At 48.1% G+C, this 22,531-nt stretch carries 19 protein-coding genes and 1 tRNA gene; 10 read left to right on the top strand and 10 right to left on the bottom strand.

Annotation, left to right across the window (positions count from 1 at the left end):
* The first annotated feature begins 54 nt into the window (after positions 1-54).
* On the top strand, positions 55-1,230 hold the full coding sequence (locus AL479_RS09425) for an MFS transporter (RefSeq protein ID WP_061075887.1): 1,176 nt from the start codon (positions 55-57) through the stop codon (positions 1,228-1,230).
* On the opposite strand, the gene yicI is transcribed toward AL479_RS09425, so the two are convergent.
* Entirely contained in the window at positions 1,227-3,545 is a 2,319-nt protein-coding gene (yicI, locus tag AL479_RS09420; protein ID WP_061075886.1) for an alpha-xylosidase, read from the bottom strand. The two genes, AL479_RS09425 and yicI, sit on opposite strands and share 4 nt — an antisense overlap.
* Positions 3,546-3,557: 12 nt before the next feature.
* Complete coding sequence (locus tag AL479_RS09415; RefSeq protein ID WP_061075885.1) at positions 3,558-4,940, bottom strand: glycoside-pentoside-hexuronide family transporter; 1,383 nt, start codon at positions 4,938-4,940, stop codon at positions 3,558-3,560.
* 289 nt (positions 4,941-5,229) lie between these two features.
* On the opposite strand from AL479_RS09415, the gene AL479_RS09410 reads away from it, so the two are divergent.
* A tRNA-Sec gene (locus AL479_RS09410) sits at positions 5,230-5,324 on the top strand.
* A gap of 79 nt (positions 5,325-5,403) precedes the next feature.
* Here AL479_RS09410 and AL479_RS09405 read toward each other — a convergent pair.
* The gene (locus AL479_RS09405) at positions 5,404-5,895 is read right to left on the bottom strand and encodes a GNAT family N-acetyltransferase (protein WP_061075884.1); all 492 of its coding nucleotides are present in this window, start codon (positions 5,893-5,895) and stop codon (positions 5,404-5,406) included.
* Here AL479_RS09405 and AL479_RS23930 point away from each other — a divergent pair.
* Positions 5,894-6,070, top strand: a complete 177-nt coding sequence (locus AL479_RS23930; RefSeq protein ID WP_192575253.1) for a hypothetical protein — start codon at positions 5,894-5,896, stop codon at positions 6,068-6,070. The two genes, AL479_RS09405 and AL479_RS23930, sit on opposite strands and share 2 nt — an antisense overlap.
* Here the strand turns inward: AL479_RS23930 and AL479_RS09400 are convergent.
* The 4 genes from AL479_RS09400 to AL479_RS09380 all read right to left on the bottom strand — a co-directional run bounded on the left by AL479_RS09400 (position 6,063) and on the right by AL479_RS09380 (position 13,227).
* Positions 6,063-7,160, bottom strand: a complete 1,098-nt coding sequence (locus tag AL479_RS09400; protein ID WP_061075883.1) for an alkene reductase — start codon at positions 7,158-7,160, stop codon at positions 6,063-6,065. The two genes, AL479_RS23930 and AL479_RS09400, sit on opposite strands and share 8 nt — an antisense overlap.
* An 18-nt stretch (positions 7,161-7,178) precedes the next feature.
* Complete coding sequence (locus tag AL479_RS09395) at positions 7,179-7,391, bottom strand: DUF1471 domain-containing protein (protein ID WP_061075882.1); 213 nt, start codon at positions 7,389-7,391, stop codon at positions 7,179-7,181.
* A 369-nt stretch (positions 7,392-7,760) separates the two neighbouring features.
* On the bottom strand, positions 7,761-8,591 hold the full coding sequence (locus tag AL479_RS09390) for an AraC family transcriptional regulator (protein WP_061075881.1): 831 nt from the start codon (positions 8,589-8,591) through the stop codon (positions 7,761-7,763).
* 922 nt (positions 8,592-9,513) lie between these two features.
* On the bottom strand, positions 9,514-13,227 hold the full coding sequence (locus AL479_RS09380) for a S6 family peptidase (protein ID WP_061077954.1): 3,714 nt from the start codon (positions 13,225-13,227) through the stop codon (positions 9,514-9,516).
* Between the two features lie 476 nt (positions 13,228-13,703).
* Here AL479_RS09380 and AL479_RS09375 point away from each other — a divergent pair, with 476 nt between their 5' ends.
* The 6 genes from AL479_RS09375 (at position 13,704) to AL479_RS09350 (ending at position 19,443) form a co-directional block, all read left to right on the top strand.
* Positions 13,704-14,237 (top strand): fimbrial protein, encoded by a 534-nt coding sequence (locus tag AL479_RS09375; protein ID WP_061075879.1) that lies wholly within the window; start codon positions 13,704-13,706, stop codon positions 14,235-14,237.
* A 67-nt stretch (positions 14,238-14,304) separates the two neighbouring features.
* The gene (gene pefC / locus AL479_RS09370; RefSeq protein WP_061075878.1) at positions 14,305-16,662 is read left to right on the top strand and encodes a PefC/AfrB family outer membrane usher protein; all 2,358 of its coding nucleotides are present in this window, start codon (positions 14,305-14,307) and stop codon (positions 16,660-16,662) included.
* Complete coding sequence (locus AL479_RS09365) at positions 16,655-17,356, top strand: fimbrial chaperone (protein ID WP_061075877.1); 702 nt, start codon at positions 16,655-16,657, stop codon at positions 17,354-17,356. The genes pefC and AL479_RS09365 overlap by 8 nt, the downstream gene beginning before the upstream one ends.
* A gap of 19 nt (positions 17,357-17,375) precedes the next feature.
* A complete protein-coding gene (locus AL479_RS09360; RefSeq protein WP_061075876.1) occupies positions 17,376-18,398 on the top strand; it encodes a hypothetical protein in 1,023 nt (340 codons plus the stop codon).
* A 12-nt stretch (positions 18,399-18,410) separates the two neighbouring features.
* On the top strand, positions 18,411-18,932 hold the full coding sequence (locus AL479_RS09355; RefSeq protein WP_061075875.1) for a fimbrial protein: 522 nt from the start codon (positions 18,411-18,413) through the stop codon (positions 18,930-18,932).
* The gene (locus tag AL479_RS09350) at positions 18,925-19,443 is read left to right on the top strand and encodes a fimbrial protein (protein WP_061075874.1); all 519 of its coding nucleotides are present in this window, start codon (positions 18,925-18,927) and stop codon (positions 19,441-19,443) included. The genes AL479_RS09355 and AL479_RS09350 overlap by 8 nt, the downstream gene beginning before the upstream one ends.
* Positions 19,444-19,490: 47 nt before the next feature.
* On the opposite strand, the gene AL479_RS09345 is transcribed toward AL479_RS09350, so the two are convergent.
* Complete coding sequence (locus AL479_RS09345; protein ID WP_061075873.1) at positions 19,491-20,006, bottom strand: anti-virulence regulator CigR family protein; 516 nt, start codon at positions 20,004-20,006, stop codon at positions 19,491-19,493.
* Between the two features lie 192 nt (positions 20,007-20,198).
* Between AL479_RS09345 and AL479_RS09340 the strand changes: the two genes are divergently transcribed.
* A complete protein-coding gene (locus AL479_RS09340; protein ID WP_061075872.1) occupies positions 20,199-21,101 on the top strand; it encodes a carboxylate/amino acid/amine transporter in 903 nt (300 codons plus the stop codon).
* Between the two features lie 42 nt (positions 21,102-21,143).
* On the opposite strand, the gene AL479_RS09335 is transcribed toward AL479_RS09340, so the two are convergent.
* Together AL479_RS09335 and AL479_RS09330 are read right to left on the bottom strand one after the other, a co-directional pair.
* A complete protein-coding gene (locus AL479_RS09335; protein WP_146109668.1) occupies positions 21,144-21,824 on the bottom strand; it encodes a hypothetical protein in 681 nt (226 codons plus the stop codon).
* Positions 21,796-22,527: a molecular chaperone gene (locus AL479_RS09330; RefSeq protein ID WP_061075870.1), complete on the bottom strand. Its 732-nt coding sequence runs from the start codon at positions 22,525-22,527 to the stop codon at positions 21,796-21,798. Before AL479_RS09330 ends, AL479_RS09335 begins: the two co-directional genes overlap by 29 nt.
* Between the last annotated feature and the right edge of the window lie 4 nt (positions 22,528-22,531).

Below are 22,531 nucleotides of genomic sequence, written 5' to 3'. Positions count from 1 at the left end.
TAAACGGTCTGTGCAACAGGTCACTTCATCACAATTTCATATTAAAAAAAAGAAATGAATAAAAATCTGACATTACTCGCCATGATATTTTTCTTATGGGGAAATATAACCGCCATCAACAGCGTGCTGATCATCTTTTTCTATCAGTATTTTCATCTGTCATGGTCACAGTCTATTTTCATTACCGTTATTTTTTACGTGGCGCCTTTTCTGACCTGCCTGCCCTGTTCAATGCTGATTGAACGCCAGGGGTACCGTAAGGTGTTACTGCTGTCGTTAACGTTGTCGGTTGCGGGATGCCTGCTGTTCACTCTGGCGCTGCGGCTGGATTCCTTCGCCCTGTCGCTGCTGGCGATGTTTGTCGTGGCGACGGGCGTGGCGGCGATGCAAGTTGTCGCTAATCCTTATCTGACGTTGCTCAGCGCACCGCACAAACGAATTGGCAATCTGTGCCTGGCCTCTGCGGTTAATTCGCTGGGAACCACGCTGGCCCCCATGCTGGTTGCGCTACTCCTGGCGTTTTCCCCCATCGATATCCTGGCGCGCGAAGAACCCATCAGTGCGCTCTGGCTTTGCCTTGCCTGCTTTTCGCTGGCATTGATTGCCGGGGTTTTCTGGATCCGCCTGCCGGATGTGGCGCGCCCGGAAAAAGCCGCGTCGGGGACGCATAACGCCTGGAAGAACAGAGAACTGTTATTCAGCGTGGCGGCGATTTTTATCTATGTCGGCGTCGAAGTGAGCCTTGCGACCAGTCTGGTAAAATATCTCATCACCATCAGCGGCTGGAGCACCACTGTTGCGATGTCGCTGGTCTCTTTTTACTGGGGAGGCGCACTGGCGGGTCGCTTTCTTTATGGTTTTCTCGCCGACAAAACAGGCAATTACACGCCGTTTCTGATGGCGACGCTGGCCTGCGCAACGGCGGTGATCATGGCGATATGGCTGAACAATACCACCGGCGGTTATCTGCTTATCCTGACCGGCTTAGGGAACTCAATTCTCTATCCGATTATCTTCGGGCACACCATCAACAAAAATCCGGCGATCGCCAATATTTCTGCCGCCGCAATGGTGATGGCCGGGATTGGCGGCGCGGTGATTCCCTTACTGCAGGCTGCCTGTATTGACGGACTCAACCTCCGGTTCAGCTTTCTGTTACCGGTCGCGTTGTATCTGCTGCTGGCGCTGTGGGGGCGGCTGAATCTCCGCCCCCTCGGTACATCAGCTTAAAGTGAAATGACGATCTCATGACTTTGCGGCGTCACCACTACGCCCAGTTCGCTTCCCCGGTGTGAAGCGCCGCGAATACCGCTAATCTGCGCGATGCTACGCAGGCACAACGTCCAGTCGTGCGCATCACCCTTGCCCGTCACGGTGAGGGTGTTGCCATTGCGCTTAGCAGTCAGCGTAAAGATCACTGAACCGTCAGCGGCAGGGACTTCGCACACGGCTTCACGTCCCTCCTCGAGAGCGAACAACTGGAAGGCAGTGCCTTCGTTCCACGCGTAATCGGGTTTCTGATTATTGCTGCCCAGTGCCAACAGTGTATTGCCACGCACATACACTGGCAGACTCAGGAAGTCATGCTGCTGTTTGTACCAGCGACTGCCCTGCACGTCGTCATTGTGCCACAGATGCGTCCAGCGCCCTTCCGGCAGGTAAAACTGCACATCCCCCGTTTCCGAGAACACTGGCGCCACCATCACTGAATCCCCCAGCATATACTGGCGATCGAGATAATCGCATGCCGGATCGTCCGGGAACTCCAGCATCATGGCGCGCATCATCGGCGTGCCCCGCTCGTGCGCGCGAACCGCTTCACGGTACAGGTACGGCATCATGCGGCACTTCTGTTCGGTGAAAAAGCGCACCACATCGCAGGATTCCTCGTCATACGCCCAGGGCACGCGATAGGATTTACTGCCGTGCAGGCGACTGTGGCTGGAGAGCAAACCAAACGCACACCAGCGTTTATAAACGTGGGCGGGTGCAGTGTTTTCGAAGCCGCCGATATCGTGGCTCCAGAAGCCAAAACCGGACAAGCCGATAGACAGGCCGCCGCGCAGGCTTTCCGCCATTGACTCGTAGTTCGCGTAGCAGTCGCCGCCCCAGTGCACCGGGAACTGCTGCGCCCCCACCGATGCGGATCGGGCGAACAGCACCGCCTCTTTTTCGCCGACGGTCTCTTTCAGCACATTCCATACCAGTTCGTTGTAGATGTAGGCATAATGATTGTGCATTTTCTGCGGATCGGCGCCATCAAACCATTGCACATCGGTGGGGATACGTTCGCCAAAGTCGGTCTTGAAGCAGTCAACGCCGATATCCACCAGACCTTTCAGTTTGTTGGCATACCATTCACAGGCCTGCGGATTGGTGAAGTCATAAATCGCCAGCCCCGGCTGCCATTTATCCCACTGCCACAGCGAACCGTCCGGACGTTTTAGCAGGTAGCCTTTCTCTTTCAGCTCGTTGAAAACCGGCGATTTCTGCCCGATGTACGGGTTGATCCATACGCAGACCTTCAGCCCTTTCTCCTTCAACCGACGAATCATTCCTTTCGGGTCGGGGAACGTCACCGGATCCCATTCGAAATCGCACCACTGAAAAGCCTTCATCCAGAAGCAGTCGAAGTGGAAGACGTGCAGCGGCAGATTGCGCTCGGCCATGCCGTCGATAAAGCGGTTTACCGTCGCTTCATCGTAGTTGGTGGTGAACGAGGTGGTCAGCCACAGGCCAAACGACCAGGCAGGCGGCAGCGCCGGGCGCCCCGTGAGGCGAGTATAGCGGTTCAACACCTCTTTCGGAGTCGGACCGTCGATCACGAAATATTCAAGATATTCGCCCTCGACGCTGAACTGTACTTTCGACACTTTCTCCGAACCGACTTCGAACGAGACGCACTGTGGATGGTTGACCAGCACGCCGTAGCCACGGTTGGTCAGGTAGAACGGGATATTCTTGTAGGACTGTTCGGTACTGGTGCCGCCGTCGCGGTTCCAGGTTTCTACCGTCTGGCCATTACGCACCAGTGCGGTAAAGCGCTCGCCCAGGCCATAAACCGTTTCACCGACGCCCAGATCCAGGCGCTCGAACATGTAATTACGCTGCGTGTTGTTATCCTGTACATAGCCGTTATTCTTCAACTGGCTGCCGGTGATACGCACGCCATTACGCAGAAAATCCAGCGACCAGAACTCACCTTTAGTGACGCGCACACTCAAGTTACCGCTTTTCAGCTCAGCCACTTCAGCGGTATTTTGGATGTCAACCTTCACGTCCTGTAAAACGTTGAGTGGATAATGCGGACCGTTATCCAGCGCACCCTGAAAGTGTTCCATGCGCACGCCAACAACCCCTTCCTGCGGCGAAAAGAAACGCAACGTAAACAGCGGGGTATCCAGTTGCCAGGTGCGTTCGCGGACGTCACGCGGCGCGGCATAAACCACCAGTTCGTTACCGTGCTGTTCAACATCAAACACCTGGATCGGATGAAGTAAATTAAGGCCAGGCTGAATCAGCCAGTTTCCGTCACTAATCTTCATGACTCTGTTCCTTTAGTTCTGAAATTCGTTATGCGTAAAGTCTTGCTGATTGCGGCGCGCACCCTGTGCCAGTTGGTCGAGGATTTTTCTCAGGTAAGGCGTTTTCAGGGTGTAGAAGCGTTTGGCAATCACGGCGCTCAACAGGTAGCAGATGGCCGGGACAATCGTGAACAGGGCAATAATGATGCTGATAGTGGCGCTGTTCTGAGTTTTCGCGGCCGCGTCGTAGCCACCACCCGCCAGCATCCAGCCAATAAGCGCGCCACCAAACGCCAGACCCAGCTTGAGCACGAACAGCGTGCCCGCAAAACTGATGCCGGTCAGACGTTTACCGTTGCACCATTCGCCATAATCGACGGTATCGGACATCATCACCCACTGGATCGGCGTCACCAGCTGGTGCAACACGCCGATCACGAAGATAAAGACGAACATGGTGATGTCGGCCTGCATCGGGACAAAGAACATCGCTAGGCTAACCACTGCCAGCGCTGCGTTGGTCCACCAGAAGATACTGACTTTGCATTTCCAGTCGGTGAGGGGTTTTGCCAGTGCGGAGCCAATCAGGTTACCAACACAGTAGGTGGTGAGGAAGGCGACGAATACTTCAGGTGTTCCCAGAATCCAGGTGACGTAATACATCATCGCGCCACCGCGTACGCAGACGGCGAGGATATTGAGGATGGTGAGCAGCCCCACGATCCGCCACTGGTCGTTTTGCCAGATATCGCGGAGATCTTCGCGCATTGAGGTGGTACTCGGCGGCGCTTCTACACGCTCTTTGGTCGTGAAGAAGCAGAACGCCAGCATCAGGAATGCCACCACCGACAGCACTGCAATCCCGCCCTGGAACCCCAACGCTTTGTTATCGCCGCCAATGAGATTCACCAGCGGCATCATCAGTACTGTCGAGAGCATCCCGCCCGCCGTCGCCAGCACAAAGCGCCAGGACTGCAGGGAAATACGTTGCGTTGGGTCGTTGGTGATCACCCCGCCCAGGGCGCAATACGGGATATTCACCACGGTATAAAGCAGCGTCAGCAGCGTATAGGTGATCGCGGCGTAAATCATCTTACCGTTCAGGCTGAGGTCGGGCGTGCTGTATGCCAGGACGCAAACAAGGCCAAACGGCAGCGCGCCAAACAGCACCCACGGACGGAATTTTCCCCAACGGGAACGCGTGCGATCCGCCAACAGTCCCATGCACGGGTCTGAAATGGCGTCCAGCGCGCGCGCCAGTAAAAACATGGTGCCGACAAAACCGGCAGGGATGCCGAAAATATCGGTATAAAAAAACATCATATACAACATGACGTTATCAAAGATGATATGACTGGCAGCGTCGCCCATCCCGTAGCCAATCTTTTCCTTAACAGACAAAATATGAATAGTCATAACGCATCCTTTCGCGCTCTCATGCGCACTGGTACCGGTTACCGTTTTTGTAAACCATTCGCGGTGGCGACGGATATTCCGATATCTCGTTATCAAATTACGATTCTTGTTTTCTGTGATCGCGGTTGCGCCAGAAGATGTGAGGAAATGTAACTAGAGGAATTTATGAGGATTTATATGAAACCGATCATGGTAAGAAGAAAGGGAAGTTAAAAAAGTCAGTGAGGGGGTGTGGAAACGTCAGGAAGTAGCTATAATGCGCCCCGCCTCCATGTAGCAATGCAGGCGCGGAAGATCGTCGTCTCCGGTGAGGCGGCTGGACTTCAAATCCAGTTGGGGCCGCCAGCGGTCCCGGGCAGGTTCGACTCCTGTGATCTTCCGCCAAAATCCTATGCCCTGTTCCCGCTTCAAAAAGCCTAAAACGCCTTCTAAATGATGTTTTGCACGGTTTTCATCGCGTCTCTTACAATGCCATCACCATCTCGTGCCACGCCATCCCGCCGTGATCGGATGCAGACGGTTTGACGTAGCGATAGCCAAAGTGAGCATAGAGATCGACATGACGATCTTTGCACATCAGGTGAATCGTCTTTTTGTGCATCGCTTTCATCCACGCCACAAACTCACGCATCATCAGTGACGAATAGCCTTTCCCCTGAAAATCCGGATGCACCACCACCGACATAATCACCGCATTGGGCGCATCCGGATCGTGCCCGACCAGTTCCTTAAATGCTTCATCAGACATCACCACCTCCCAGGCGCAGCCAGCATTAATAAAGCCGGCCACCTCACCGTTCAACTCCATGCACATAAATCCCTGCGGATAGCGCTGAATACGGGTGGCAATCTTTTCCCGGGTTGCTGCTTCATCGCCTTCGTAGGCGAGCGTTTCAATTTCATAGCAGCGGTTAACATCGGCGGGCGTGGCCTGACGAAATAGCGGAGTGGACATGCGTTTACCTTTCTCTAATCAACTGGACAGCCTCATCATACCCGCTGACAACACGGTTTACGCTGATGGTATTCACATGAAAATGAAAGGGATGCACAAAGCCCGGCGTTATGTTATTCGCCGGGCTTTGTGGATGCGCGAGCAAATCGTCGCGCTGTGTCATGAAATTAGCTAGCCGGGTAATCCAGATACCCTTCTTTTCCACCGCCGAAGAACTTCTCTTTAATAGGCGCATTCAGCGGCAAGTCATTTTTCAGGCGATGCGGTAGATCCGGGTTGGCAATAAACGGGCGACCAAAACCGATCAGATCGGCCCAGCCGTTCACCAGCGCCCCTTCAGCACGTGCTTTGGTGTATTTACCGGAGTAAATCAGCGTGCCGTGGAAGATAATACGCAGCGCTTCTTTGAACGCGGCAGGCATAACCGGTGCATCTTCCCAGTCCGCTTCGGCGATATGAATATAGGCAATGCCCAGCTCGTTCAGCACGCTGGCCGCCGCGAGGTAGGTCGCTTCCGGCGTATCATCTTTTGACCCCATCAGCGTGGTCAGCGGGGCGAGACGAATCCCCACGCGCTCTTTACCAATCGCCGCAGAGACCGCCGTCACCACCTCTCGCATAAAGCGCAGACGGTTTTGCAGCGAGCCGCCGTATTCGTCATTACGCAGGTTGGCCTGCGAGTCAATGAACTGGTTGATCAGATAGCCATTCGCCCCATGCAGTTCAATGCCGTCAAATCCTGCAGCGATAGCATTGCGTGCCGCCTGAGCATAGTCATTGACGATAGCCGGGATCTCTTCCCGCGTCAGGGCGCGCGGCATGTCATGCTGCACCATCTCGCCGACACCATTTTCCGGGCCGCGCCCTTCCACATCAACAAAGACCTTCACTCCTGGTGCCTGAATGGCAGAAGAAGAGACCGGCGCCGCGCCGCCTGGTTGCAAAACGGTGTGTGAAACACGACCGACGTGCCACAACTGAGCGAAGATTTTACCGCCCGCCTTGTGCACGGCGTCGGTGACTTTTTTCCAGCCAGCAATCTGTGCATCGGAATAGATACCCGGCGTCCAGGCATAGCCCTGGCCCTGCTGGCTGATTTGCGTGCCTTCGCTGATGATAAGGCCTGCGCTGGCACGCTGTGCGTAATAGTCCGCCATCATGTCAGTCGCAACGTCGCCTGCCCCGGCGCGAGAACGCGTCATCGGCGGCATAACAATCCGGTTTTTTAACGGCAAGGCATTCAGCGCATAGTGATCGAATAACATAATGGGTTCCCCTCGCGATTATTTATACAGTTCTGCACTCATAGTGACGGTATTGCCCATGCGAGCGCTGGTGATTTTGTATTCAGAGGCGTTCATCTCTTTCGCTTTTTGTGCAATCACTGCTTCAGCAGAATCCAGCGTGGTACCAGACGCCGTAACGCTCTGCGCAGAGGCGCTAAAGGTCATAGCAGAGAACAGAGAAGCGGTAAAAATAGCGATAATGGTTTTCATATTTAATCCCAGAGTAAATTGATTGGTTGGCGTTGAATCACGCGTTGGGAGAAGAATACGCTGACGGTCTGATGACATAAATGATATAAATGGCAATAGACTATTCTATTTTTGTTAATAATAAGAGGAGAACGGATCGCCAGTGATTTTGGCTCTGCGCGTTTGATCTGCCATCGGACAAACCACTGCGCTTTGAAGAAGGCCACTATGGCGAGATACAGATCCAGGGCTTTACCCGATCAGTGGAAGCGAACAGGATCGATAAAAGTAAAGACTTAACGCAACAGGTAGGGTAAAGATTTCAGCAATACTCCAGCCTGTTACGCCAAAGTCGTTTTGTCCTGCGAAATATCTTAATGATATCGATCATCAGGATTGTTTTTTTACCTTCAAAGAAAACTGTTTCGGTGTTATGCCAAAGAACTCTTTAAAGTTACGAATAAAATAAGACGTGCTGGTATAGCCCACTTCATTTGCAATACTGTTGATATGCTTCTCGGTCGTGGTGATGAGTTTTGCCGCCTGATGCATACGGATATCTAAAACGAGCGTATTAAAATTATTACTCTCCTTCTCCAGTTTCTTACGGATCGACACCTCCGACATATGTAACATGCCTGCAAGATCTGCCAGTTTCCATGATTTAGAGAGATCGGCTTCAATGATTGATTTTAGTCGCTCAGTAAAGGTGGTATCCGTTGATACCGACAAAGAATAAACTAACGATTCTATATCTCTGATTTTGGAGAGTAGATAAGTTATTTTATAAACTTGTCTGTGTTGTGGAACGTTACTCCCAATTAAGCGCTTAAAAATTTGAGTATCTGTTTCGTCAACAGGACTGGTGAAGATTTTAGGTCTCATTTGATTGACCCTTTGTGGGTCTAACAATAGCGGCTCCATCACCTTACAGATACAACTTAACACATCACTATCAACGTGATAGATCTCATACGGAACGCCTTTACCTAACACTTTTAATGCAACATCAATCACTGTGTTTTTTTCGATATAACACAGTGATTCAGGGGGTACATTAAAGGACTGCCCATCTTTCGTTTTTATAAGCAGTTGCGCATCCCGTAGATAAATAATCGCACAGTTATAAAAACGTATCTTTTTCAGCACCAACAGATTGTTGTGTGCATAACTTTCCTTAGCCGGAAAATTAAGGGTACTTAAAGCACTTTGACTATTCATACAGTCACCCCCATGCTTTGTATGCATATAATTTCATGGGTTATCAGCCATGTAAACTCGGAAATTTTTAATTAACGAAATAGTCTATAATTTTAATTATTACTTTTTTAACTATGTATTTCTTTAAAATACATAGCGTTACCCACAGGCTCTGATGATATAGTTAGCAATTTAAATATTTTCAATGAGAAATCATGCGAAGAAACAGCAATCAGATATTTGACACCAGAAAAAAATCATTAAGTAAGAGCGGAAGCTTTCTGGTAGATTCCGCACCAAGTTTAATTTTTATCTCGCGTATTCTATAATAAATAGCATTCTCTTTTAGCTGTGTTAGCGTCGCGATCTCCCTGACTCTCTTCCTCTTAAAAAAATATAAATAGACAATTTTTCGTTCATCCTCCGTAAAGTCGTTGAACACTGAAACAGGCGAGGGTTTGCAACTCGTCAAGACTCGCAGTTTCTTATGTCGGTACGAAAGCTGATGAAGGGAAAGACACGTCACCGGGAATTTTTCCATAAGAAAGCAGTAAGCGAAGTAATCATCCCTGTCGCAAACCAGATACACTTTATTATATTCATTAAGCATATCATGATCAGAATCAACCTCTCTGTACTCATAACATTTAATATCTGGGTTATCATCAGAGAGCAGTGTCAAGCCATAATTAAAATAGGCGTTTTTACTTGCCAACAAAAAAGCAACGGACATAAGAACTCTTAGCTATCGAATGTATTAGATACCTTAACTAAAAGTGACTATAAAGTATGAAAAGAACAAAAACCACCCTAAAAAATAGCGCAATACGATAAAATTCTACACAACCAACCATTTTGCAAATAGATTTAATTCTCACTTGCAATTAATTGATAAAAAAGCCTGAACTATTCGCTCAGGCTTTTCCTTACTCATAATAAAAACTCAGAACATATAACGGATATTGGCGTTAATTGCTTTATCAATATCGTAATGTCCGAAGGCCGAACGCTCTATATTAAGACTAATCCTGGTGTTTTCTTTGATTCTGGCATTAACACCTAAACTGAAGTTAACCCGGCTATCTTTACCATTCTTAATACGAGTTTCCCCGGCAAAATCACGGACGACCGTCTCCTCAGGATTAAACAGGTCATACTGATAATGAACGCCCGCCAGCGTCGTCAGCTCCCAGTCTTTACCCCTGAACGTTTTTCCGGACTCCACCCCCGTACGACCTATCAACGGATTATCCTGCTTACGCTGCATACGGATGTCTGAGCCTGCCGACTGCCAGTCAAACCGGCTTCCTGACACCGAGCCATAAACCAGTTCCGTCTGCGGCTGGACAAAGGTTTCGCCGGGTAACGAGACGCGCCAGCCGGTTTCTGCACCCAGATACCAGGAGTGCGAGCGGTAATCCTGCTCCGGCATTCCGGTTTCACTTACCGAATAGTGGTTGTCGTGACGAACATATTTACCGATGGCATCCACATACAGCCCGGAGTCAAACATCGCAGAAGCATAAAGACCGATACCGGTTGACTTCGTCTGACCGGCCCAGCCATCGCCATGGCTGTTACTGTGAGTGAACGTTGCCGTCACACCGGTAAACAGGTCGCCGCCATCAAACGCGTGTTTTCTGTCGGCCCCGGTCTGCAGGTGAGTCCAGCTGTTGGAATAACCCGCATCTGCGGAACCCGTACCGCTGAAGACTCGCGCCCACGCCCCGGTTTCACCGTGAGTGTTGCGCAGGTCGCCCATGCGGTAGTTCAGGTTGTTCATCTCCGTCAGGAAGTTTTTATATCCCGTATTCATAACGGATTTGCTGGCCTGCAGCGCCGCGTTGTCCTGCTGGATATCAAATCCTTCCAGCCGCCATTGTTTACTGTTCCCGCTCTCCACGATGTCCAGCTGCGGCGTGAAGGTATGAACACCTGCGCGCTGTGTCACCGGCTTCATCGTGAACACCCCGGCAGACGTCGCTTTCGGCGCCGTCACTAACGCGACGGGTGACGCACCCTGGCTCACTGAAGCCACAGACGGAACAACAACCAGCGTATTGTTTTTACCGGACAGCGACTGCTTAACCGTTACCGTATCTGCCGTTTTACCGTCAGTGTTCATGATGAACTGGCTGTTGCTGGCCGTCAGGGTGTCCACCGTCAGAGAACCCGGCGCGCCGGCATTGCCAAAGCGCACCTCTGAACCCTGCAGGTCGAGGGATTTCACCACGGACTGCCCGTCCGCCTGCCAGAGGGTATTCGTCATCGTCACATCAGCCAGTGGCGCGCTCAGGTTGCCACCATAAACTGTGAACAGATCCTTACTGGTGTCCTCTGCTGTACCAAAATTCAGGCTGGCCACATCATCCGCCTGAATAGTGCCTGTCATCACGCTACCCGCGCCGACATTCAGCACGGTGCCCTGTCCGTCAAGATGCCAGCGCTCAGCCGAGTACTCGCCGGATAACAGTGAAAGCGTTGATCCCGCACCGGCAGTCACTTCACTGTCAGAGACCAGACCGGAGGTGGCCGTCAGCTTCGCGCCATCGGCCAGCGACAGCGGTGAGCGACTGAAACGGCTGTACTGGCTGAGAACGGCATCGCTGGACGCCACGGTCACTGCACTGTCTGCGCTGTCAATCCCGCCGGTAAAGTGTTCATTAATGTTAAGGGTGGAGCCGTTATTCAGCTGTACACGTCCGGTGAAACGGCTCTGATCGGCGTCGTTTGTCGCTTTGGACTGCCCGAGTGACGGCGTGGTTTTCACACCGTTCCCGTCATTGAGATCGATATAGAGGTCTTCACTGCCCAGCGTTACGGTGGAATGGTCGGCATTAATATCTGTATTAAGGCTGGCATTCCTCGCCAGACTGAAGTCAGCGTTGTACAGATCAAGCTGCTTCAGGCTGAACTGGCGGGTCTCCCAGTCACTCTGGGTAAAGGAAACCGGTTGGGTGAGAACAGAGTTGTCGCCCAGCGCTTTCAGCTTATCCGCTACGCCCTGACTGCTGACGGCATGGATAACCGGATGCCCCTGGACAAACAGACGGCCATTTTGCTGGGTGAAGCTCCCCTGCGTGTTCATCCCGCCATCCATGACAAAGTCATTCTGCGTTGCGGGCGTAACGGTATTTTTGACATCAACATTGCCGGTGAAGTGGCCATGCCAGATGTTGGCAACCGCCGTTGTGGCATCTGCTTTGTTGAAATCCAGATTGACGGTGGCATGCTTCCCGTTGTTGGTCAGGATCGCCCCGTCGTCCGCGCCGTTAAGCTGATGGAAGGTGAGGCTGTTACCGTTGATATCGAGCTTACCGCCGCGATAGCCCCATTTGATATTGTCGGGATTAACCTGTTTGTCATCGCTTAACACAACGGTTGGGCGACCACTCACAATACTGACATTATTAAAGGCCTGAACGTTGCCGTCGCTGTCCGGCCGTTGCGCCAGAACCACCGTCCCTTCGCCAACATTCAGCCCACCGGGGTTGATACCCGTGCCGTTCACTTTCAGTGTCCCGGTACCGAGCTTGTGCAGGTTATCCCCCTGAACACCGTTCACCTGCCAGTCGACAGTATGATCGCCGTTAACAATGATCCCGCCACCTTTCCAGGTCTGAGAATCCAGGGGCTTAATAATGTAATCATCATCAAAGGTCAGCGTCCCCGCCCCCTGGTGAACGCTATTTTCTAACACCACAGAGCCGCCGCCCTGGAAGGTGAGATCTTTACCGCTGTTCAATGAAGCAGGCCAGGTTGCCCCCTGATTACCATGCATTGACCATGAGGCCGCTCCCTGGGTTAATGTGCCAACGCCGGTTTTGTCATCATAAGTCCAGTGGATATCGCCTTCATTGTGTTGCGTATTGACCGGGGCATCAGCGTTCAGCTTCATGGTTTTAACCACATCACCGACAGGGATTATCGTATACCAGTTCCTGCGCCCTTTAACTTGGGCCCAGGAATGTAGTACAGCTGCAACGACCCATTTATTTTTCTCAGTATCCCAGGCAAAAAGCGGAGAACCACTGTCCCCTGGAGCACCATAAGAAGAGAGGGGAGAATCATCTATATCCGTGACGAAACTCCAGTCCGATATAACGGGAGGATTAACAATTCCTCCCGTTTTATAAACATACCCACCAGCAATATGCACTGGATTGCCAGTGATATCTCTGACATATTGCGTTCCCGTACCGACCCGATAGAAAACGGGAAACCGCTCTTTATTCTGATATGTACCTTTTGCAATCCCCGCACTGGTCATGTCAAGAGGCACAACCTCTGTCACAATTTTGTTCAGTCGAGGCCGATGGAAATCCCGCCAGTGGTTATTTCTTTCTACCAAGGTATAGCTGGTGTCGTCACTGTAACCAAACTTCACCTGTTTATAACCCACGTTGTGTTTCACGCTGACGATATATTGTGGTGCAACTAACGTTCCAATACCATTTGTGTCAGTTGGACTGAAATCTATCATGGGTGCTTTATTTAGCGTGGTTACGATAGATCCATTTTTATCATATAGCGGAATGTTTTCTGCACCTGGCTTAAACAGGCCTTTGTTCTCAGCAAAATCGCGATATGTCTGGTAAGGAATACTGTGTACGCTAACTGAAGCCTCTGATGATAGAGGATATACTAATCCTGTCATGCTGATAAGCAAGGCATTCAGGGATGTTCGTACTATTTGACACTTCCTTATCCTCCTTATCCCTCTACTGACTTCTGAAACGACAACAGCTTCGCCCTTTCTGTTTTTTTTATTGCATATACTTTATTCACTTTATTCCCCGGCAACTATCAGATTAAATGACTAAAAATCAATAAAAACCAGAATCAGTCAATAAAATAATGGGTCTTTTTTATTCTTATATCCTGAAAGAGTATTATGATAAACATACTGCCACCTTTACTCTATTTTATTCCCCTTACAGAAAATAAAAAAATTAGTTACGAAAATTGAAACTATATAACCAACGAAATGACAAATAAAAAAAGCCGATAAGAAAGTAATGATCAGCGCTTTAGGATTTGCCAGAAATTTTTGATGGCAATATATTCTGTCTCGCTCATTAAGATTGTTATGAGCTGACTTAAGAATTAAGCCTATTAGTAATGGAGCATAAAATGAAAAAGCTGATTTTAGGTTCGGCAATTGTGGCAGTTCTGGGTGTAGCGTCTAGTGCTATGGCTGCACCAAACACCGGTACTGTAAACTTTACGGGGAGTGTTTCGACCGCAACTTGTGATCTTTCTTTGAAAGATAGCGCTGGTGGGGATATTTCAAATGTAAATTTAGGTGTTCTTCCAAGCACCTCAACGGCAAATGGTACCACTGTTCAATTTAAATTAGTACCTCAAGACCCCGGTTGCCTTGCTAAAGCTTCTGCTAATGTAACCTGGACAGCCTCAACACTGGGTACGGCAGGTATTGGTAACACTACTACCGGGGGTACTAATGCTTATCTGTTAATTGCCGCTACTAATGCTACCCAAAAAGGCTCTAGTGCAATTATTAAACAAGGACAAACCTCTTTTGATTATAACATGCAGGGAGGTATTAAATCCTTTGACTATAACGCAGCACTTGCAAAACCGGCTGCTGCTTTGACTGCTGGCCTATTCAATGCTTCTGCAAGCTATGTTGTAACCTATAAATAATCATCGTGAGTTCAAAAGGGAGTATTTACTCCCTTATTAATATGATATCCGTCGGCAAGGAAAGGAAATGAAAATTAAAGTATTATGTATCGCTATCATTTTTCATTTATGGTCGAATGAAATTCTTGCCGACGATTTTAATTACAGTTTTATCCGTGGTGGCAGCAAAGAGGTACCTGAAGTACTAAAGAATACCGGACAAAACATCCCGGGAAACTATGTTGTCGATCTACTTTTTAACGGTTCTAAAACAGCGACCTCTGTAGAATTAGTAATCAGCAATGATGATGCTGAGCATATTTGTCTTTCTGATAAATGGTTACAGGGAAAAGGCATTTTTATTAATAAAGAATTCTATAAACAGTATCTTAATCCGGCACGCAACTGCTATCTTCTTGATAAAGAGAAGAACAGTCGGGTTAAATTTGATCCTTCCCTGCAGGAGTTGTCAATCGAGATGCCTCAGGCTGGCTTTATCGATAATAAAAAAGAAGGCGGTGCCTGGGATTATGGCAGTGCCGGTTTCAAACTCGCCTATGATGTCAATACATCAAAATCAAGTGACCAGGACCGGACAACATACGGCAATATCGAAGGTCAGATCAATATAGGCGAATGGGTTCTGCTTGGGAGAGGATACGCGTATCAGGGAGAAAAATTCCAGAGCAATAACCTGCTGTTAACGCATGCGATAAAATCGATAAAATCAGATATCCTGATTGGTAAAACCCAGTCTTATAATACCCTGAACGATGGTTTTACCTTTTATGGCGCACAGTTAAAATCCAATCAGGATATGTATCCCTGGGACTCTCAGTCTTATGCACCGGTAATTAATGGTATTGCCAGAACACATGCCCGTGTCACTGTCGAACAAGGCGGATACACATTAAAATCGTTCGTGGTCCCGCCGGGTCCTTTTGTGATTAACGATCTGACCGGCGTGTATTCGGGTGACATTATTTTAAAAATTTATGAAGAGGATGGTTCGGTAAAAGAACAGCGATTCCCGGTCGCTGTGCTGCCCAATTTATTAAAACCTGGAAATTACAATTACAATATTGCGGTAGGTAGCAAAGTTGACCAATACAGTGACAAGCGTGATGATGACAGTTTATTCGCGCAGATGACCTATGATTATGGTTTTGAGCCCTTTACGCTTAATACCTCTGCGCTGGTAGATAAAAACTATAACAACGTTGGTTTGGGTCTTATCCGTTCTTTCGGCTGGTTTGGTGCCGTGGCAATGAGTGGCAACCTGTCGCAGGCAAAATACCATAATGGCAAAACGATGAACGGCTTTAGCGCATCGGTGAAATATGCCCGCGCCTTAGGGGAAAACGCGAATTTACAGTTAATTGGCTATCGCTTTAACTCAGAAAATTACATTGATTACGCGGATTTCAACTATCGCTATTACAATCTGCTAAACAACAGACCCAAACAGCGATATGAATCGATAATCACGTATCAACTCCCGGAAATGAATGTGTTCTTCAACATGTCAGCCTGGAAGGAAGATTACTGGGACAGTTCCAGTGAGGTAGGTGCAAACGTAAATCTCAGCAAGAGTTTTAATAATATATCAGTCTCCCTGAATGCAGGCTATTCCCGGTTGCAGGGGATGGAAAACGATTATAACGCCGGGGTATCCCTTAGCGTACCCTTCAGCGTGTTTGATAAAGCGCAATATAGTTACTCTGGCATAAATTATGATCGTCGTAACGGCACGAATTACAATACCGGTGTTTCCGGAAGTATTAATTCTCGCTTGAGCTATAACGCCTCCATCAGCCAGTCGCGGAACACAACAGGAAGCGCAATTTCCGCTTCTTATCTGTTTGATGGGGTACAAACGTCGGCTAGCTATTCGCAAATGGGGAGCACGTCAAGTTCATCCTTCCACATTGGGGGAAGTATCATTGGCGTCCCAGATGCAGGTGTTATTTTTACGCCTGTGAAAAACGATGAAATTGCGGTTGTCCAAATGGAAGATGTTCCAGGCGTCAGATTTAATGGATCGATGCCTGGTGACAAAAAAGGCCGTGCCGTCATACCGTTAACGGCTTATAACAATAATACCATTACGGTCAACGCGGATAACCTGCCGCATAACGTTGAATTAACAGAAAACGCAATTAATGTGACACCGACAGAAAATGCAATTGTCTATAAAAAAGTGAAATACAGAAAAATTAACACGTATATCGTTAAAGTGATCGGCAATAATGACTTTGTTATTCCAATGGGGAGTATCGCTAAAAACGCAGAAAATCAGGAAATCGGCTACGTCAACAACGGCGGGATTCTGTTAATGAATCTTGAAGAAAAAGATGAGGGGATAATTTCTGTCGGTGATTGCAAATTCGATTCACGACCGCTGCAGAAAGATATGGGTAAAGTACAGGAGATTAAGTGTGGCTAAGAACAATACACTGAGAAAATTATTCATTTCCGCGTCTCTGTTTTTATTTACAGCATCAAGTCATGCGGCGTTTGTCCTTAACAGCACACGTTATGTTTTTGATGAAAAAAGAGAGAATATTTCTGTACAGGTTGATAACCAGTCCACTCAGGAATATGGCGGGCAGATATGGATTGAAAACCAGGACCAGAATGACAAAAACGTCTATTTTGTGCCCAGCCCCACCTTCTTTAAAGTGGCCGATCAGCACAAACAAATCCTGCGTATCCTGAAAATTAATGATGCGTTACCCAAAGACAAAGAATCACTTTTCTGGATCAATATCCAGGAGATCCCTAAAGCACCAAAAGAAGGTATGAATGCATTATCCATTGCGCTGCATACCCAGGTAAAAATGTTTTATCGCCCTGACGCGCTAAAAGAGAAAAGAGAAAACGCCGAACAACAGATTAAAGTGATAAACAGTGAGGGCAACGCCGTTCTCTGGAACGACACCCCTTACTATTTTGCGATCATCAGTGTTAAACAAAACGGAACGCCCATTAAAGTTAGTGAGGATCTTAAAGATAAGCTATCTGTTTTTGCGCCAGGTGAAAAAGTCTCTCTGGGTAAGTCAATTACTGGTAACAGCATCAGTATTGTGGCATTTGATGATTATGGTGTTGACAAAGAGTATAAATTAAACAAATTCTGACACGTGTAAGGCATTTATTATGTGTAAATTCATATTTTCTCTTTTCATCGCGTTATTATCACTCTGTTCGTTACCTGCCATGGCAGCTAACTGTAGTGGAGGAACGATACTTTTTGATACTGATGCCAGTGATCATGATTACTGGATGAATGGTTATACGTCAGCAGATAATGATCCATTGTTAATTTTGGAAGTCACCGTGCAAAATGGTATGACTTGTGCTCCAGATTATACAGAGAATGCAACCAAGATAAGTAATATGGTTATGAAAATGACCAGTGGAGGGACTTGTAAAAACTCAACCACCATAACGACACCTTATCCTGGCATTGAATGGCAACTGGAGGGTATGTATTGTAACGGCAGTAACATTATCTCCCAAAACGTCAAAGCTGCGCCATGGGATAGTGATAATGGAATGAGCGGGGCTAGTACAGTTGACTGGCCCGCAGGCACTGTACTGGGTAAAGCAAGACTTATCGTAAATGATCAATATTGGATACAAAGCGCGCAAACGGGTCAATATACTGTTTATATCCAGCCACCTTCGGTAGGAAATACTCTGATAAACAGCCCAGCGGTGAATGTGAGTTCTGCTTTAGGGGGAACGATTCCTCTTATTTTTCAAGATAATGCCACCTGTTCAATGTCTCTTTCAACAGAAAACTTAGATTTTGGAAAATTAACTCCAAGTGATGTCAATAGCAACTCTTTATATAAAGAGTTAAAAGTATATTATTCGTGTAAAAATAAAGCACTGCTGAATGGTTTATATGTCCGCTTTGAGCCGGAGAATGTAGTTGATGCGGCAAATGGCATGTTTAGTGCCAGTGATAGTGATGGACGGAAGCTGAATTTCCAAATTAGCCGACTATTTGGTAATTACCAGATTATCCCGGTTAATACGAATTATAAAATATATGAGCCAACCAAAAATGCTCATGATGACACTGCGACATTCAGAATCAACGTCAAACCTTCAACACCGTTTCCTGCCGGAAAGGTTTCTACGTACATGAATGTTTCGCTAATATACAGATAGGCTGGATTAATTATGCACAAATGGTTAGTCTTTTTTTTGGTATTTTTTTCATTTCACAATGCATCTGCGTCAAAATCCGTGCAGAGGAAAGTGTCGATAAATGCTGAATTAGCCTTAAATACTTGCGCATTATCGCTTTCTCCGGCAAACCTGAACTTTCAACAAATCGGCTTTAGCCAGTTTGAAAATAATGCAACAACACCACAGACAGTTGATCTGAGTATTGCGTGCAGCTGGCCTGCCACCGGGATCTCACTGAAATTTTCGCCCGCTGCTGGCGTTTCCACGAGCAGCACTAACCTGATGAAAACGGGTTTATCCGGCGTTGGGCTTGCGTTGTCATGGAAAAATGCATCCGGCGCAGATTTTACGCCGCTAGAATTGAATAAGTCTTTTGTTCCCGCATCAACTGCATTAAGTAACCAAAATGAAACGCTTGGTCAATTCCAGCTGTTGCCAAAAAAAATTCCTGAAGAAACACTCCAGGCGGGGAATATTTCCACCAGTTTGACTGTCGAGGTGACCTATGATTGACAGGACATGTCTTTTTTTCCCGTTACTGGTGGGTCTATTAAGCACATTAACGACGTTTAATAGCCATGCCGCACAAACGGCAAGCGTAAGTCTTCCCATTTCAATGCAGGTCACTAATCCTCAGTGCCAAATCAACAAAGGGCTTGGCCTGCCTGAAACCGTGCAACTTCCACTGATTACCACATCAGGTGCCTTATTAGGCGATAATAATGTTGAAGTTCCCCTTGTGATTGACTGTGTCAGTGATATCACCAAATTTGAGGTTACTCTGGCTGGGGGCAGTAATTCGAAACTCACTACGTCAAATAATATGGTTGATATTACCTTGTCATGGAAGCAGGGTGGAGGTGCGGTTGAATTCGGCACGCCGGTCGAGTTGAGTAAAGCGCCTTTTCTTGTGAATCAAAAGCAGTTTGATGGCACCTTATTGGCCAGAGTGTCTCCCCATACCGGTACAATACCGGCAGGTAATTACACCGCCAGTTTGCCAGTGACGTTTACCTATTATTAAGATGGTATAAACACAAGCCGGGGAACGCTCCCCGGCCTTTAAATACGTTAATCAAACACCCCGTTAATAATCGCCGTGACCACGGCAGTACTGAGCGCAATCAACACTAAATCATCCCCAACAATTTTCCATTCATAGCCAGGATAATAAGGCAGTTGCCCCAGCATGGATGCCGGTACGGTTTTTTTCGCGATGCCCGGAGGGAGAGGTTTTCCTCGCGCCAGATTTTTCGCAATGCCCGGAGGCAGAGAATCATATCCCGTCAGGCCGTAGTTCACCGCCAGATGACGCGCTGTCGCAAAACTGATGTCAGACTCGACGTGATCGGGTTTACCGTAATTTTTACGATGATCGGAAGAAGCGTTGTTTTTCTGGGCCGGATTTCCTTTTTGCCCGTTATTTCCCTGGTTGCCCTTATTTCCCTGATTGCCACTGCTGTTGCCCTGGCCGCCGCCATGACCATTTCCGTTACCATTCCCCGGATTCGCCATAACCGGCGCAGCGAACAGAGAGAGTGAAACCAGTGTGGCCAGCACAGCCGTTAAACCACGACGCTTACCCATGATGTGTTCCTTCCAGATGATGTTCCACTTTGACGATAGTGCGCCGCCATCAAGTGCGCAATGTCAAATACTCCTGGTTTCAAATTGGCTCGCAGGCCATTAATAAACAACCTGTTATGTGGAGGGTAACGGCTGTGCCTTATCTGCTATCATGCCTGCAAATAACGTCGAAAAAACACAGCCGAGGAAAACATGGGGTCCACCAGAAGAGGGATGCTGAACGTTCTAATTGCCGCCGTATTATGGGGAAGTTCCGGCGTTTGCGCGCAGTACATTATGGAGCAAAGCCAGATGTCGTCGCCATTTCTGACCATGACACGTCTGATTTTTGCCGGACTCATTCTGCTGATGCTCTCCTTTGTCCACGGCGACAAAATCTTTTCCCTTTTCAAAGACCACAAAGACGCTCTGAGCCTGCTGATATTTTCTGTCGTCGGCGCGCTGACCGTGCAACTCACCTTCCTGCTGACCATCGAAAAGTCCAACGCCGCGACCGCCACGGTGCTGCAATTTCTGTCGCCAACCATTATCGTGGCGTGGTTCGCGCTGGTACGTAAGGCCCGTCCCGGCGTGCTGGTGCTGACCGCGATCCTCACCTCGCTCATCGGCACCTTTTTACTGGTGACGCACGGCAACCCTACTTCGCTGTCAATTTCGCCCGCCGCGCTATTCTGGGGAGTTGCCTCGGCGTTTGCCGCCGCGTTTTATACCACCTACCCGTCAACGCTGATTGCGCGCTACGGCACCTTACCGATTGTCGGCTGGAGTATGTTAATCGGTGGGATGATTCTGCTGCCGTTTTACGCCGGAGAGGGCACAGATTTCGTGGTCAATGGCAGCCTGATTCTGGCATTTTTCTACCTGGTGGTGATCGGCACGTCGCTGACGTTCAGCCTGTATCTGAAGGGAGCGCAGATGATTGGCGGGCCGAAAGCGAGCATTTTAAGCTGCGCCGAACCGCTGAGTAGCGCCCTGTTGTCGCTGCTCCTGTTGGGCATTACCTTCACCCTCCCGGACTGGCTGGGCACGCTGTTGATTTTGTCTTCCGTGGTGTTGATCTCGATGGATTCCCGTCGCCGCGCCAGAACGGTATAACAAATGAGAGTGGACTCACGTCCGTGCTGTCCACTCTGTTCCTCATGTCGCTTTAGTATTTATTAACCGTTTGTATAGTCTGCTATTTTTTTGGTCAATCAGCTTACGCGTTAGCGCCCAACGTTCCCGGTAGACAAGCTTGTCGCTCACCTCAAGTTCAAGCGCGATTTCTTTAACTGACATTCCCTGCAGCAAATGAAAAACAATTTGCTGTTCGCGTAATGTGAACAAAAAACTTCGTGAACGGCATTTCCTATTACCACTGATCACGGCATCACAATGCACCATGAAAGCATCTATGCGCTCTCTGGTCGCATTGAGGTCTTGCAGTCCTTCGAACGACAGAAAAGAGGTATGTTCGGGTTTATACATGTCCACAAAAAAAAGGATATGATTAAAACTCATTCGCTTTATCTCTTCCCCTTTTGCCGACAGGGTGATGTCATTTTCAAGTACGCGATCGCGTTGCTTATAAGTCACATTAAAACGCAATGAAAACGGGATAAAGTTAATGTATTTATCAATCAGGTGAAATGGAATATCTTCATTGAGTTCCATTTTCAATCCGGATTCATGCAATGCATCTTCAAAAATTGTGTGAATAGCAATGCCATCATAGATATTTTTTGTCAGATAAATAAACTTATACCGTAAGGATGAGGAATTAAAATTGAGCATAGCAGTATCCTTCGCATTAATTTTTATAGGTATTGACCACGCCATAATCATCAATCCATGAAAATGTTTTGACAGTACTGTTTCCCGTTGCACTTTTAGGTAAAACAACCGTTTTTGTCGACAACGGTGTGAGGAGACCATCATCAGGCAACTGTTTTATTTCCGTACCGTCTTTGAGCGTAAAATCCATTAATGTCACATGCAAAGGCGAATTATTCTTTACCAACAAACAACGATTCTCCTCACAATTCGAGGCGGTTATCTGTATTTTTTTTACACTGTCTTCCAGCGTGTTATCCGCCAACGCCAGCGGTCGCCAGAATAACTTTACCCGGGTACGAAAAGCGACCTGCAACGCGCCGGAGCCACTCTTGTCTTCCGCAACTGGCGGGACTTCCAGCGTATTCAGCCAGAATAGAGACTCTCTGTCTCCAGGCAGCGTATGCCGATCGCCGACGAACTGAATACGCACCGTGCGAGATGTGTTGCCTTCAAGTCTGAAAATTGGCGGCAAAATCATAAACGGCGTTTTTATTTCCTCAGGACGCTCTAAAAGTGACTCTTTTTCCGTCCATAACTGTAATAAAACAGGCCTCAACCCTTCATTGTAAACCGTAAATGTAGACTCACGATCTTTCTCATTAATTATCACTCGGGTGTAATTAATATAGGTCGCCGCCATTACCGATGACGGTAGAAAAAGTAAAATCAGGAAGTGATTCAAAACATGCTTGAGTCGTTTCTTCATGCAC

This window comes from Citrobacter amalonaticus (assembly GCF_001559075.2).
GTDB classification, from domain to species: domain Bacteria; phylum Pseudomonadota; class Gammaproteobacteria; order Enterobacterales; family Enterobacteriaceae; genus Citrobacter_A; species Citrobacter_A amalonaticus_F.
The sequence above is the reverse complement of the archived record's forward strand: the minus strand, read 5'-3'. Positions and strand labels throughout refer to the sequence as shown.